The following is a 12,676-nucleotide window of genomic DNA, read 5'->3' as shown; positions in this document are numbered from 1 at the left end:
CCCGACAGGGTGAACGTCAACGGCGGCGCCATTGCCATGGGCCACCCGCTGGGCGCGACCGGAGCGATCATCATCGGCACCCTTCTGGACGAACTGGAACGACAGGACAAGACCCTGGGTCTGGCAACCCTGTGCATCGCGTCCGGCATGGGCGCGGCCACCATCATCGAGCGCGTGTGAGGGCGAAGGACATGACCGATTTCACCATGGAGAAAGGCGCCGACGGCGTCGCAATCGTTACCTGGGACGTGCCCGGAAAGTCGATGAACGTGCTGTCGATGGACGGCGCGGCGGAACTGGACGCGCTGATCGACGAGGCGCTGGCGGACGAGGCCGTCAAGGGCATCGTCATCACCTCGGGCAAGCAGGATTTCGCGGCCGGGATGGATCTGAACGTCATCGCCGGGATGAAGGAACAGGGCGGCGCGCAGGGCGTCTTTGACGGGGTGATGAAACTGCATCACCTGCTGCGCAAGATCGAACGGGCGGGCATGGATCCGAAGTCGCTCAAGGGCGGCAAACCCATCGCCGCCGCCCTGCCCGGCACGGCACTTGGAATCGGGTTGGAACTGCCGCTGGCAACCCATCGCATCTTCGCGGCCGACAACGCCCGCGCCAAGATCGGCCTGCCCGAGATCATGGTCGGCATCTTTCCCGGCGGTGGCGGCACGACCCGGCTGGCGCGCAGGCTGGGGGCGATGGCCGCCGCGCCCTTCCTGCTGGAAGGCAAGCTTTGCGATCCCGGGAAAGCCCGGGCCGCCGGCCTGATCGACGAGGTGGTGGACGACCCCGTTGCCGCCGCGAAGGACTGGGTTCTGCGTGCCAGCGACGCCGATCTGGTCAAGCCCTGGGACCAGAAGGGTTACAAGATGCCCGGCGGCGAGCCGTTCCACCCGGCCGGCTTCATGACCTTCGTCGGCGCCTCGGCCATGGTGCATGGCAGGACCATGGGGGTCTATCCGGCCGCCAGGGCGTTGTTGTCGGCGGTCTATGAGGGGGCAATGGTGCCCTTTGACCAGGCACTGCGAATCGAGGCGCGCTGGTTTACGAACGTGCTGATGAATCCCAGCAGCGGCGCCATGATCCGCAGCCTGTTCATCAACAAGGAAGCACTGGAAAAGGGTGCGAACCGTCCCGATCAGCCCGATCAGAAGGTCGCGAAGGTCGGCATTCTCGGCGCCGGCATGATGGGCGCGGGCATCGCCCATGTCAGCGCCATGGCCGGGATCGAGGTCGTCCTCATCGACGCGAAACAGGACGCCGCCGACAGGGGCAAATCCTATTCCGAGGGGCTGCTGGACAAGGCGATCAGCCGCAAGAAGGCGACCGAGGAGAAGAAGTCCGAGGTGCTGGCCCGGATCAACGCCACCACGGATTACGCGGCGCTGGACGGCTGCGACCTGATCGTGGAGGCCGTGTTCGAGGATCCGCAGATCAAGGCCGAGGTCACGAAGAAGGCCGAGGCCGTGATCGGCAAGGACGCGATTTTCGCCACCAACACCTCGACCCTGCCGATCAGCGATCTGGCGAAAGCCAGCGCCCGGCCCGAACAGTTCATCGGCATCCATTTCTTCAGCCCCGTGGACAAGATGATGCTGGTCGAGATCATCAAGGGCCGCGCCACCGGCCCGCGTGCCGTCGCCAAGGCGCTGGATTTCGTGCGCCAGATCCGCAAGACGCCGATCGTCGTCAACGATGCCCGCTTCTTCTATGCCAACCGCTGCATCATCCCCTATATCAACGAGGGCATCCGCATGGTGGCCGAGGGCGTGAACCCGGTCCTGGTTGAAAACGCCGCCAAGATGATGGGAATGCCGCTGGGACCGCTGCAACTGGTCGATGAGACCTCGATCGATCTGGGCGTCAAGATCGCCAAGGCCACCCGCGCCGCGATGGGCGACGCCTATCCCGATGCGGCGGTGGACGAGGTGCTGTTCCGGATGGCCGATGAGGGCCGGCTGGGGCGCAAGTCGAATGCGGGTTTCTACGCCTATGACGACACGGGCAAGCGGCAGGGCCTGTGGGACGGTCTGGCGGCGCGATACCCGCGCGCCGATGAGCAGCCCGGCCTGACCGATGTGCAGCACCGGCTGATGTTCGCCCAGACGCTGGAGGCCGTCCGCGCGCTGGAGGATGGCGTGCTGGAGGATATCCGCGAAGGCGATGTCGGCGCGATCCTGGGCTGGGGCTTCGCGCCCTGGACGGGCGGGCCCTTCGGCTGGCTCGACATGCTGGGTGCGGCCCGCGCGGTCGAGATCTGCGAGGATCTGGCCGAACGCCATGGCGCGCGGTTCGCCTGCCCCGCACTGTTGCGCGACATGGCCGCCAAGGACCAGACCTTCTATGGCCGATTCGGCCAGCAGAAACAGGCTGCCTGAACCACCCTGCGCCGCCGGCCCCGGTCTGGACCGGCGGCGCGGAATCCGATGGAAATTCCGCCGGCGAAGGCCCGGTCCTGCAAACGCCGCCGCGGCGCCACACGGCCGGGAACGCGGTCGCGGCGCAGGTTCAGCGCCGGATCTGCGCGCGATTGTGTCCGCCAGGCAACAGCACCCCGGAATCCGGCGAACCTTTCGCGCCCCTGCTTTGTTGAACCGCGACGCAAAGCCCGTATGCTGCGCCGCAACAGACATCGCCGCCTGCAGCATCACGAAAGGATCTGCCGATGACCGAAGACACGCGCCGCCGCGCCGAGGCCGCCCGCAAGGATATCGAGGACGTGACCTCGGTCATGCTGCCCGAACCCGGCGCCGAACCCGTCGGCCTCGAACAGGCCGATGCGCAGACCTCGGCCGAGATCCGCAAACGCATGGACGAGATCGATCTGACCGATTCCGGTTCCATCGTGCGCTTTGGCACCACCGCGCAATCGGGTCTTCAGGAAATCAGCCAGAACATGCTGTCGGATGTGCGCAACAAGGATGTGGGTCCGGCCGGGGAAAGCCTGCGCGAGATCGTGACCACGATCCGTGGATTCTCGACCTCGGAACTGGATGTGCGGCGGTCCCGGTCGTGGTGGGAAAAGCTGCTGGGCCGTTCGGCGCCCTTCGCGAAATTCGTGGCCAACTACGAAAACGTCCAGACCCAGATCGACCGCGTGACCTCGGACCTGGAAGGGCACGAGCAGCGTTTGCTGAAAGACATCAAGGGGCTGGACCTGCTTTATGACCGGACGCTGAAATTCTATGACGAATTGGCGCTGTATATCGCGGCCGGCGAAGAAAAGCTGCGCGAACTGGACAGCCGGGTGATCCCGGCCAAAGATGCCGAGATGAACGCGGCGGGCGAGGCCGATCAGGTGATGGAGGCGCAGGAATTGCGCGATCTGCGTGCGATCCGCGACGATCTGGAACGCCGCGTCCACGATCTGAAACTGACCCGCCAGGTGACGATGCAGTCCCTGCCCTCGATCCGGCTGGTGCAGGAAAACGACAAGTCGCTGGTCACCAAGATCAACTCGACCCTGGTGAACACGGTGCCGCTTTGGGAAACCCAGCTTGCCCAGGCCGTTACCATCCAGCGCAGCGCCGAGGCCGCCCGCGCGGTCAAGGAAGCCAGCGACCTGACCAACGACCTGCTGACCCGCAATGCCGAAAACCTGCGCAGCGCCAACGCGGCGATCCGGACCGAGACCGAGCGCGGCGTCTTCGACATTGATGCGGTCAAGACCGCCAATGCCCAGCTGATCTCGACCATCGAGGACAGTCTTCGCATCGCCGACGAGGGCCGCGCCCGCCGGGCCGCCGCCGAAGAGGATCTGACCCGGATGGAGGGCGAATTGCGCGATGCCCTGTCGCAGGCCAGCGCGGCACGGCGCTCCGACGAGACCGCGCCCCCGGCCCGGAGCCCAAGGTCATGATTGATGCAGGCCGCCTCCTGCCGCGCCTGCGGCCCGTGCCAGGCCTTGTGGCGCTGGCGGTCCTGGCCGCCTGCGCCAAGGGCCCGGCGATCGGTCCGGCCCCGCCCCCGCCAAGGCCCGATAACATTCATCACGCCGCCGAAAGCGCCGATCAGGCAAGGCTGCGCAAGGCCCGTGCCCAGCGGAACCGCGCCGCGAACGAGGCTGCGGGTCAGGCCGTCCAGACCAGCGGCCGCAACAGCCGGCAGCAGCGCCTGGCCTACGCCGAGACCGAGGCGCGGCTGCTGTCCCAGGGCCGGCTGCGCCGCGACCGCATCCCGCAAGACGCGCCGATCGACGCCGAAAGCCTGACCCGCGATTTTCTTGCGATCGCGCTACGTGACGAATACAGCCGCGATGGCGGCAACCTGGTGGCCAGCGCCCGCATCGCGCCGCTGCGGCGATGGCAGGAACCGGTGGCGATGCAGGTCGAATTCGGTGCCTCGGCCGATGCTGCGACCCGCAGCCTGTATCGCACCGAGATCGGCCGCTATGCCGCGCGACTGTCCCGTATCAGCGGCCATCCGGTGCGGCTGACGGCCAGCGGCGGCAATTTCATCGTCCTCGTGCTCAGCGACGACGAGCGTCGCCGCATCGGCCCGCGCCTGGCGCGTCTGGTGCCCGGCATTCCCGAACGGGATATCCGGATCATCGAAAATCTGGATGACGACAATTTCTGCACCGCTTTCGCCTATGCCCAGGGCGCGGCCGCCGATTATTCCCGCGCCGTTGTGCTGATCCGCGCTGAATTGCCGCCGCTTCTGCGCGATTCCTGCCTCCACGAGGAACTGGCGCAGGGCATGGGCCTGTCCAATGACAGCCCCGATGCGCGGCCCTCGATCTTCAACGACGACGAGGAATTCGCGCTGCTGACCCGACACGACGAATTGCTGTTGCAGATTCTCTATGACCGCCGGCTCAGGCCCGGCATGACCGAGGCCGAAGCCGCCCCCATCGTCCGCCGGATCGCCGGTGAATTGCTTGGCGAAAGCGCCTGACAGGGCGGTGCCGCGCTTGCGCGGAACAGGCGCTTTGGCCCATGATTGACAGCGGCGCAGCGCCGCCAGGAGGCATATGATGGCGCTTTTCGACATCCTCGGCGGCGAATTCATCGAGATCATCGAATGGACCGACGACAGCCGCGACACCATGGTCTATCGCTTTCCGACCGTCGGCAAGGCGATCAAATACGGCGCGAAGCTGACCGTCCGCGAGGGGCAGTCCGCCGTCTTCGTGCATGAAGGCCAGCTTGCGGATGTCTTCGGACCCGGGCTTTATCTGCTGGAAACCAACAACATGCCGGTGCTGACGCGGCTTCAGCACTGGGACCATGGCTTCCGCAGCCCCTTCAAGTCCGAGATCTATTTCGTCAACACGACCCGCTTCAACGATCTGAAATGGGGCACACGGAACCCGGTCATCGCCCGCGACCCGGAATTCGGCCCGGTCCGGCTGCGCGCCTTCGGCACCTATTCCATGCGCGTGACCCAGCCTGCGCGCTTCATGTCCGAAATCGTCGGCACGGACGGCGAATTCACCCGTGACGAGATCAGCTTTCAGATCCGCAACGTGATCGCGCAGGAGTTTTCGCGCATGATCGCGGGATCAGGGATCCCGGTGCTGGATCTGGCGGCCAATACCGGCCAGTTGGGCAAGATGGTTGCCCGCGCGATCGAACCGGTGATCACCGCCTACGGCCTGTCGATCCCGGAATTCTACATCGAGAATATCAGCCTGCCCGAGGCGGTCGAAGCGATGCTGGACAAGCGCACCTCGATGGGGATCATCGGCGATCTGGACCGGTTCGGCCAATATGCGGCCTCCGAGGCGATGCTGAACGCCAGCCGCAATCCGGGCGGCGCGGGGGCGGGAATGGGCGCGGCGATGGGGGCCGCGATGGGCATGGGCATGGCCCGGCCCGGCCCTTGGGGGCCGCAGCCGCAGCCCGCGCCGCAACCCGCCGCCGCCGCCGTGCCGCCGCCCCTGCCCGACAGGCAGGTCGAAACGGTCTGGCACATCGCCGAGGGCGGGCAGGCGCAGGGCCCCTATGGGCGCGGCCATCTGGGCCGGCTGGTCTCGGAAGGCCGGTTCGGCCGCGACACGCTGGTCTGGACGCCCGGTCAGGACGGCTGGCTGCCCGCCGACGAGGTGCCTGAACTGGCACAGCTCTTTACCATGATGCCGCCGCCGTTGCCGGGCTGATCCGGGCGCCGATGCCGACCCCGCAGACCGAATATCGCTATCCCTGCGAAAATTGCGGCGCCAGCCTGCGATTCCGTCCCGGACAGCAGGTGCTTGTCTGCGATTATTGCGGCTACGAACAGCGCATCGGTGGCGGCGCCGCGCGCGCGCCGGCGCGCCAGTCGAAAGGCGGGGCCGAGGCCGAGGCCGCGATCCTCGCCAATCCCGAAACCGGCCGCGCGCTGCAATGGGACGCGGCGCACAAATCCCCCGATCTTCAGGAAGTGCCGCTGGATCGGGGTCTGCGACTGGACGCGGATTCCGCCATCGCGCAAGACGTGCGCACCCTGTCCTGTCCCAATTGCGGCGCCCGGTTCGAGATCTCGGGCGACAGCCATGCCGCCGTCTGCCCCTTCTGCGCCACGCCGGTGGTCACCGATACCGGCACCAGCCGCAGGATCAAGCCGCAGGGCGTCCTGCCCTTCGCGCTGACCGAGACACAGGCGCGCAAGGCGATGGAGGACTGGCTGGGCGGGCTGTGGTTCGCGCCCTCCGGTCTGACCGCCTATGCCCGGCGCGGTCGCCGGATGCGGGGCGTCTATCAGCCCTTCTGGACATTCGACGCCGATACCGTTTCGGCCTATTCCGGCCAGCGCGGCGACGCCTATTACGAAACGATCCATGTCACTCAAGAGATTGACGGCCGCCAGCAGCGCGTGCCCCGTCAGGTCCGCCGCATCCGCTGGCGCCCGGTTGGGGGCCGCGTGACGCGGCGCTTCAACGATGTTCTGGTGCTGGCCTCCGCCTCGCTTCCGCGCCGTTTCTCGGACGGGATGACGCCCTGGGATCTGTCGCATCTGCGTCCCTACAGCCCCGAATATCTGGCCGGTTTCGAGGCCGAGGGCTATACGATCCCGCTGGCGGACGGCCATGCCATCGCGCGCCAGGACATGGCAGGGGTCATCCTGAACGACGCCCGCCGCGATATCGGTGGCGATGAACAGCGCGTCGACCGGATCCAGACCGATTACGCGGCCGAGACCTTCAAGCATATCCTGCTGCCGGTCTGGGCCGCCGCCTATCGCTATAACGGCCGCAGCTTCCGCTTCGTGGTCAACGGCCAGTCCGGGCGGGTGATGGGTCAGCGGCCCTGGTCGGTCTGGAAGATCGCGGCCGCGATTCTTGCCGCTCTGGTTGCTCTGGCGGTTTTCCTGTATCTCGGTCAGGCAGGCGGTTATGTGTAGTTCGGCCGGGGTGCGGACGGATTGTCATACCGGGATGGTGAGGGGGCTGGAATGATCCTGTGCGCGGGCGAATCGCTGATCGACATGGTGCCCGAGAACGGCAATTTCCGCCCGCTGGCGGGCGGGGCGGTCTATAACACCACGGTCGCGCTTGGCCGTCTGGGTGAACCCACCGCCTATCTGTGGCCGATCAGCCGCGATCCCTTCGGCGAGGTGCTGCTGCGTCCGCTGCTGGAGGCCGGGGTCAATGTCGATCTGTGCCCGCGCACCGACCGGCTGACGACGCTGGCGCTGGTCACGCTGATCGGCGGCGATGCGCATTACGCCTTCTACGACGAGGGTTCCGCCGGCCGGATGCTGGCGCCCGAAGACATTCCCGCCCTGCCCGCCGATATCGAGGCGATCTTCGTGGGCGGGATCAGCCTTGTTCCCGATCCCTGCGGCGCCGCGATCGAGGCGCTGGTGGCGGCCAATCACCACGATCTGCCGGTGATGATCGACCCGAATATCCGCCCGTTCTTCATCCAGGATGCGGCTGCCTTTCGCGATCGCCTGTCCCGCCTGCTGCCCCTCGCCGATATCGTGAAATTGTCCTCGGATGATCTGGAATGGCTTCATCCCGGCCTTTCGTCCGAAGATGCCGCGCGCGAGGTTCTGCGAGGCGGAACCGGCATCGTGCTGCAAACCGGCGGCGCTTCGGGGGCGCGCGCTTTCTGGGCCGGCGAGACCGTCAGTGCCCCGGCCGTGCGCACCAATGTCGCCGACACGATCGGCGCGGGCGACACTTTCAACGCGGGCGTTCTGGCCAGCCTGCGCCGCCAGGGTGTGCTGACGAAGCAGGGCCTGGCATCGATCGGCCCCGGCCAGATCCGCGGCGCGCTGAGCCTTGGCGCGCAGGCCGCCGCGATCACCGTCTCGCGCGCCGGCGCGAATCCGCCCTGGGCACATGAAATGCCTGCCGAGGTCACCTACCCCTAGCCGGGGCTTGCGATGCCCGACGGCTCACGCGCCGTTTCCGCCAAGGGCAGAAGCGGCGCGTCGCGCATTTTCATCTGACGGCTTTCGGGCGATCCCCGTTCCCGCCGTTCCCCATCTTCGCGCGGCGGCAGAGCCGATCGCGGAAAGATCAGCCGCCAATCACGCGGCCAGACTTCCCGGCAAGCTTGGCGCGGTTCCAGAGCCGGTCCATCTCGGCCAGATCGCTGTCCTCGGGGCGGCGGCCCTCGGCGGCCAGGGCGGCCTCGATGGCGCGGAAACGGCGGGTGAATTTCGCATTGGCGCGGCGCAGGGTCCGTTCGGGGTCGATCTTCAGATGCCGCGCCAGATTGGCCATGACGAACAGAAGATCGCCGAATTCTTCCTCCATCGCCCCCGGGTCCGACAACTCTTGCGCCTCGACCAGTTCGGCGGTCTCCTCGGCGATCTTGGCCAGAACGTCGCCCGGACCGGGCCAGTCGAAACCCACCCGCGCGGCCCGGTTCTGCAACTTGATCGCGCGGGTCAGCGCCGGCAACCCCAGGGCTACGCCGTCCAGCGTCCCGCCTTCGGCCTTGCCGGCCCGCTCGGCGGCCTTGATCGCCTCCCAGTCCTGGACCTGCTGTTCGGCCGACTTGTCGCGGGATTCGTCGCCGAAGACATGCGGATGGCGGAACACCAGCTTGTCCGAGATGGCGGCCGCGCAATCGGCGAAATCGAACAATCCCGCCTCTTCCGCCATCCGGGCGTGAAAGACGACCTGCAGCAGCAGGTCGCCCAGTTCGCCCGGCAATTCGTCCCAGGCCTCGCGCTGGATCGCATCCTCGACCTCGTGCGCCTCTTCGATCGTATAGGGCGCGATCGAGGCGAAATCCTGCTGGATATCCCAGGGGCATCCGGTTTCGGGATCGCGCAGCGCGGCCATGATCCGCAGCAGGCGCAGGATCTCGGCCTGGGGATCGCGACGTCGCGAGGAGGAACTGGTATCGGCCATTGCTTTTCCCGGTCCGAGCGGTGCAGATGCCCCGACTGCCACAGAGAAAGGCGCAAGTCCACATGCCCGTGCTGAACCGCATCGCCGATTTCGCAGACCAGATGACCGCGTGGCGCCGCCACCTTCATCAGCATCCCGAACTGGGCTTCGACTGCCACATGACCGCCGCTTTCGTGGCCGCGCGACTGCGCGAATTCGGCGTGGACCAGATCCACGAGGGCATCGGCCGGAGCGGCATCGTGGCCATCATCGAAGGCCGGGGCGACGGGCCGACCATCGGATTGCGCGCCGACATGGACGCGCTGCCGATGGATGAGACGACCGGCTTGCCCCACGCCTCGCAGGTCGCCGGGCGGATGCATGCCTGTGGCCATGACGGCCATACGACGATGCTGCTGGGGGCGGCGAAATATCTGGCCGAGACCCGCAATTTCGGCGGCCGGGTGGCGCTGATCTTTCAGCCGGCCGAAGAGGATGGCGGCGGCGGCGACGCCATGGTCCGCGAGGGCATGATGGATCGCTTCGGGATCAGCCGCGTCTTTGCGATGCATAACAGCCCCGGACAGGAAACCGGCAGCTTCCAGACCACGCCGGGCCCGATCATGGCCGCGGTGGACCGCTTCGACATCCATGTGAAGGGACAGGGCGGCCATGGTGCGATGCCGCATCTGACCGCCGATCCGGTCGTCGCGGCTGTGGCCATCGTCAGCGCGATCCAGACGATTTCAAGCCGCAACCATTACGCGCTGGACGACCTGGCGCTGTCGGTGACGCAGATTCATACCGGCAGCGCGGATAACGTCGTGCCCGACGGCGCCTGGATCTGCGGAACCGTGCGCAGCTTCGAGCCGCATGTCCGCGACATGGTGCGCCGCCGTATGGCGCAGATCTGCGATGGTCAGGGCGCGGCCTATGACGTTTCGGTGACGCTGGACTATCAGCAGGGCTATCCGGCCACGGTGAACGATCCGCGCGAGACCGATTTCGCCGTCGCGGTCGCGCGCGAGATCGCCGGAGAGGCCAGGGTCATCGCCGATGCTGGCCGCGAGATGGGGGCCGAGGATTTCAGCTACATGCTGAACGCCCGTCCCGGATGCTATCTGTTTCTGGGCCAGGGCGAGGGGCCGGGGGTGCACAATCCCGGCTATGATTTCAACGACGAGATCGCGCCGGTCGGCGCCAGCTTCTTCGCCCGGCTGGTCGAGCGGGCGCAGCCGCCGGCGCGCTGATCGGAGCCGCGTTCGTCGGCCGGGGCCGCGCGGCGGAGGGCGGCGGACCGCACCGCGATGTCCGGACAGGAATGATGACCGGGCAGGATCGGCCCGGCAGATGCCCGCCATCGCGTCGAGCCGGAACGGAAGGCGGGCCGGGCGGGGCCCGGCCCGGTCGCTGCCGCTGGGCCTTGCGCCGCGCGTGCCGCGCGGGAGACGGCGCACGGCAGTGTGACGGGATCTGACCGGCCGCGACAGCGGCGCCCGAGGCAGTTTCTTGCCAAGGGCAGGCGGCGCGGATAGGTTGCGCGCCAATTCGCAAGGGCGGGGTCCGGGATTTCCGGGCCGGCCTTCCGATCGCTGACACCAATGTAAGGACGACACATGTTCGCAACCCCCGCTTTCGCTCAGGCTTCCGGCGCCGCCGGTTCGGGCGCCGCCTTCGCGCAGTTCATCCCGCTGATCCTGATCTTCGCGATCATGTATTTCCTGATGATCCGTCCGCAGCAGAAGCGCGTGAAACAGCACCGCGCCATGGTCGAGGCGCTGAAGAAAGGCGATCAGATCGTCACCCAGGGCGGCATCATCGGCAAGGTCGCCAGCATCCGCGACGACGATCTGGAAGTCGAGATCGCCCCGGGCGTGAAGGTGCGCGTGGTCCGCTCGACCATCTCGCAGGTGCTGGGCAAGACCGAACCGGTCGCCGCAAACAAATGATCCGCCAGACGCGAAAGGCGTAAGCCGCAATGCTTCAGATCGACCGATGGAAGCGCATCCTGATCATCGGGATCTGCCTTCTGGGACTGGCCTATGCCATGCCCAACCTGTTCTACAAGCGCGTCGAGGCCCATAACGACGCCATCACCACCATCGAGAAGACCGGTGCCAGCACTCCGGAACTGGATGCGGCCCGCGCCGGCTGGCCGGGCTGGCTGCCCAGCGGGCTGGTCAATCTGGGGCTCGATCTGCGCGGCGGTGCGTATCTTCTGGGCGAGGTCGAGGTGGCCCAGGTCTACAAGGCCCGCATGGACGCGCTGTGGCCCGAACTGCGCCGCGCGCTGGCCGACGAGCGCGCCACCATCGGCGCGGTTCGCCGCCTGGATTCGCCCGATGGCACGCTGAAGGTCTCGATCGGAAATCCCGACCAGATGGCCCGCGCGACAGAGATCGCGCGCGGCTTTTCCGATCCGGTCACCACGATCAGCGGCGCCGGGCAGCAAAGCCTTGCCATCACCGCCGAGGGCGGCGCGATGACGATCCGGTTGTCGGATGCCGAAAAGGCCGTCACCGATGACCGCACGATCCAGCAATCGCTGGAAATCATCCGCCGCCGCGTCGATGAGGTCGGCACCCGCGAACCCACCATCACCCGACAGGGCGAGGATCGGATCCTGATCCAGGTGCCGGGCATCGGCTCGGCGGCGGAACTGAAGGCGCTGATCGGGACCACGGCGAAACTGACCTTCAATTCGGTCGTGGCGACAGGCGGCAATGCTGACGCGCCGACCGATCCGGGGCAGATCGTGCTGCCGGATGCCGAACGCGAGGGTGTCTATTACACGCTCGAGGAAAGCCCCGTCGTGACCGGTGAAGAGCTGAACGACGCCCTGCCCTCGACCGACCAGAACGGGCTGCCCTCGGTCGATTTCCGCTTCAACCCCGGTGGCGCGCGCAAGTTCGGCGCCTATACCAGCGCCAATGTCGGCCAGCCCTTCGCCATCGTTCTGGACAATCAGGTGATCTCGGCCCCGGTGATCCGGCAGCCGATCACTACCGGTTCGGGGCAGATTTCCGGGTCGATGAATTTCGACGAGGCGAACCGCCTGGCGGTGCTGCTGCGCGCCGGCGCCCTGCCGGCCAAACTGACCTTTCTGGAAGAACGCACCGTCGGCCCCGAACTGGGACAGGACAGCATCGACGCGGGCAGGATCGCCTCGGCCGTGGGGTTTGTCGCGGTGATCGTGCTGATGATCGCCTCTTACGGGCTGTTCGGGGTGTTCGCGTCGCTGGCCCTTGCGGTCAACATGGGCCTGATCTTCGGCGTGCTGTCGATGATCGGGGCAACGCTGACGCTGCCCGGCATCGCGGGCATCGTGCTGACCATCGGCATGGCGGTGGACGCCAACGTGCTGGTCTTCGAACGCATCCGCGAAGAGATGAAAACCGCACGCGG

General features: G+C 67.0%; 10 protein-coding genes and 1 pseudogene. 10 read left to right on the top strand and 1 reads right to left on the bottom strand.

Features of this window, described 5'->3' with window-relative positions:
• The 7 genes and pseudogenes from B4A72_RS15555 to B4A72_RS15525 form a co-directional block, all read left to right on the top strand.
• Nucleotides 1-180 (top strand): annotated as a pseudogene (locus B4A72_RS15555) (acetyl-CoA C-acyltransferase); the annotation flags it as partial.
• Between the two features lie 11 nt (nt 181-191).
• On the top strand, nt 192-2,378 hold the full coding sequence (locus B4A72_RS15550; RefSeq protein WP_292950603.1) for a 3-hydroxyacyl-CoA dehydrogenase NAD-binding domain-containing protein: 2,187 nt from the start codon (nt 192-194) through the stop codon (nt 2,376-2,378).
• Between the two features lie 287 nt (nt 2,379-2,665).
• Nucleotides 2,666-3,859, top strand: coding sequence for a toxic anion resistance protein (locus tag B4A72_RS15545; RefSeq protein ID WP_292950601.1), 1,194 nt, complete (start codon nt 2,666-2,668; stop codon nt 3,857-3,859).
• Nucleotides 3,860-3,894: 35 nt separating this feature from the next.
• On the top strand, nt 3,895-4,896 hold the full coding sequence (locus tag B4A72_RS15540; protein WP_292950599.1) for a DUF2927 domain-containing protein: 1,002 nt from the start codon (nt 3,895-3,897) through the stop codon (nt 4,894-4,896).
• Between the two features lie 79 nt (nt 4,897-4,975).
• Entirely contained in the window at nt 4,976-6,100 is a 1,125-nt protein-coding gene (locus B4A72_RS15535; RefSeq protein ID WP_292950597.1) for an SPFH domain-containing protein, read from the top strand.
• A gap of 11 nt (nt 6,101-6,111) precedes the next feature.
• A complete protein-coding gene (locus B4A72_RS15530) occupies nt 6,112-7,323 on the top strand; it encodes a zinc ribbon domain-containing protein (protein WP_292950595.1) in 1,212 nt (403 codons plus the stop codon).
• Between the two features lie 51 nt (nt 7,324-7,374).
• The gene (locus tag B4A72_RS15525) at nt 7,375-8,301 is read left to right on the top strand and encodes a carbohydrate kinase family protein (RefSeq protein WP_292950593.1); all 927 of its coding nucleotides are present in this window, start codon (nt 7,375-7,377) and stop codon (nt 8,299-8,301) included.
• Between the two features lie 148 nt (nt 8,302-8,449).
• Here B4A72_RS15525 and mazG read toward each other — a convergent pair whose 3' ends face one another.
• Entirely contained in the window at nt 8,450-9,292 is an 843-nt protein-coding gene (gene mazG / locus B4A72_RS15520; RefSeq protein WP_292979064.1) for a nucleoside triphosphate pyrophosphohydrolase, read from the bottom strand.
• A 62-nt stretch (nt 9,293-9,354) separates the two neighbouring features.
• Here mazG and B4A72_RS15515 point away from each other — a divergent pair, with 62 nt between their 5' ends.
• From B4A72_RS15515 to secD, 3 genes are all read left to right on the top strand, one after another.
• On the top strand, nt 9,355-10,521 hold the full coding sequence (locus B4A72_RS15515; protein WP_292979062.1) for a M20 aminoacylase family protein: 1,167 nt from the start codon (nt 9,355-9,357) through the stop codon (nt 10,519-10,521).
• A gap of 366 nt (nt 10,522-10,887) precedes the next feature.
• On the top strand, nt 10,888-11,220 hold the full coding sequence (gene yajC, locus B4A72_RS15510) for a preprotein translocase subunit YajC (RefSeq protein WP_292958107.1): 333 nt from the start codon (nt 10,888-10,890) through the stop codon (nt 11,218-11,220).
• A 29-nt stretch (nt 11,221-11,249) separates the two neighbouring features.
• The coding region (gene secD, locus B4A72_RS15505) for a protein translocase subunit SecD (protein ID WP_292979060.1) at nt 11,250-12,676 on the top strand (1,427 nt) is incomplete at its 3' end.

It is taken from the genome of Paracoccus sp. UBA5162, assembly GCF_002413585.1.
Lineage (GTDB): Bacteria > Pseudomonadota > Alphaproteobacteria > Rhodobacterales > Rhodobacteraceae > Paracoccus.
The sequence above is the reverse complement of the archived record's forward strand: the minus strand, read 5'-3'. Positions and strand labels throughout refer to the sequence as shown.

Excerpts from the sequence above, each read along its gene's own strand:
- B4A72_RS15550 (WP_292950603.1), top strand. The coding sequence starts at position 192 with ATGACCGATTTCACCATGGAGAAAGGCGCCGACGGCGTCGCAATCGTT.
- B4A72_RS15545 (WP_292950601.1), top strand. The coding sequence starts at position 2,666 with ATGACCGAAGACACGCGCCGCCGCGCCGAGGCCGCCCGCAAGGATATC.
- B4A72_RS15535 (WP_292950597.1), top strand. The coding sequence starts at position 4,976 with ATGGCGCTTTTCGACATCCTCGGCGGCGAATTCATCGAGATCATCGAA.
- B4A72_RS15530 (WP_292950595.1), top strand. The coding sequence starts at position 6,112 with ATGCCGACCCCGCAGACCGAATATCGCTATCCCTGCGAAAATTGCGGC.
- B4A72_RS15525 (WP_292950593.1), top strand. The coding sequence starts at position 7,375 with ATGATCCTGTGCGCGGGCGAATCGCTGATCGACATGGTGCCCGAGAAC.
- mazG (WP_292979064.1), bottom strand. The coding sequence starts at position 9,292 with ATGGCCGATACCAGTTCCTCCTCGCGACGTCGCGATCCCCAGGCCGAG.
- B4A72_RS15515 (WP_292979062.1), top strand. The coding sequence starts at position 9,355 with ATGCCCGTGCTGAACCGCATCGCCGATTTCGCAGACCAGATGACCGCG.
- yajC (WP_292958107.1), top strand. The coding sequence starts at position 10,888 with ATGTTCGCAACCCCCGCTTTCGCTCAGGCTTCCGGCGCCGCCGGTTCG.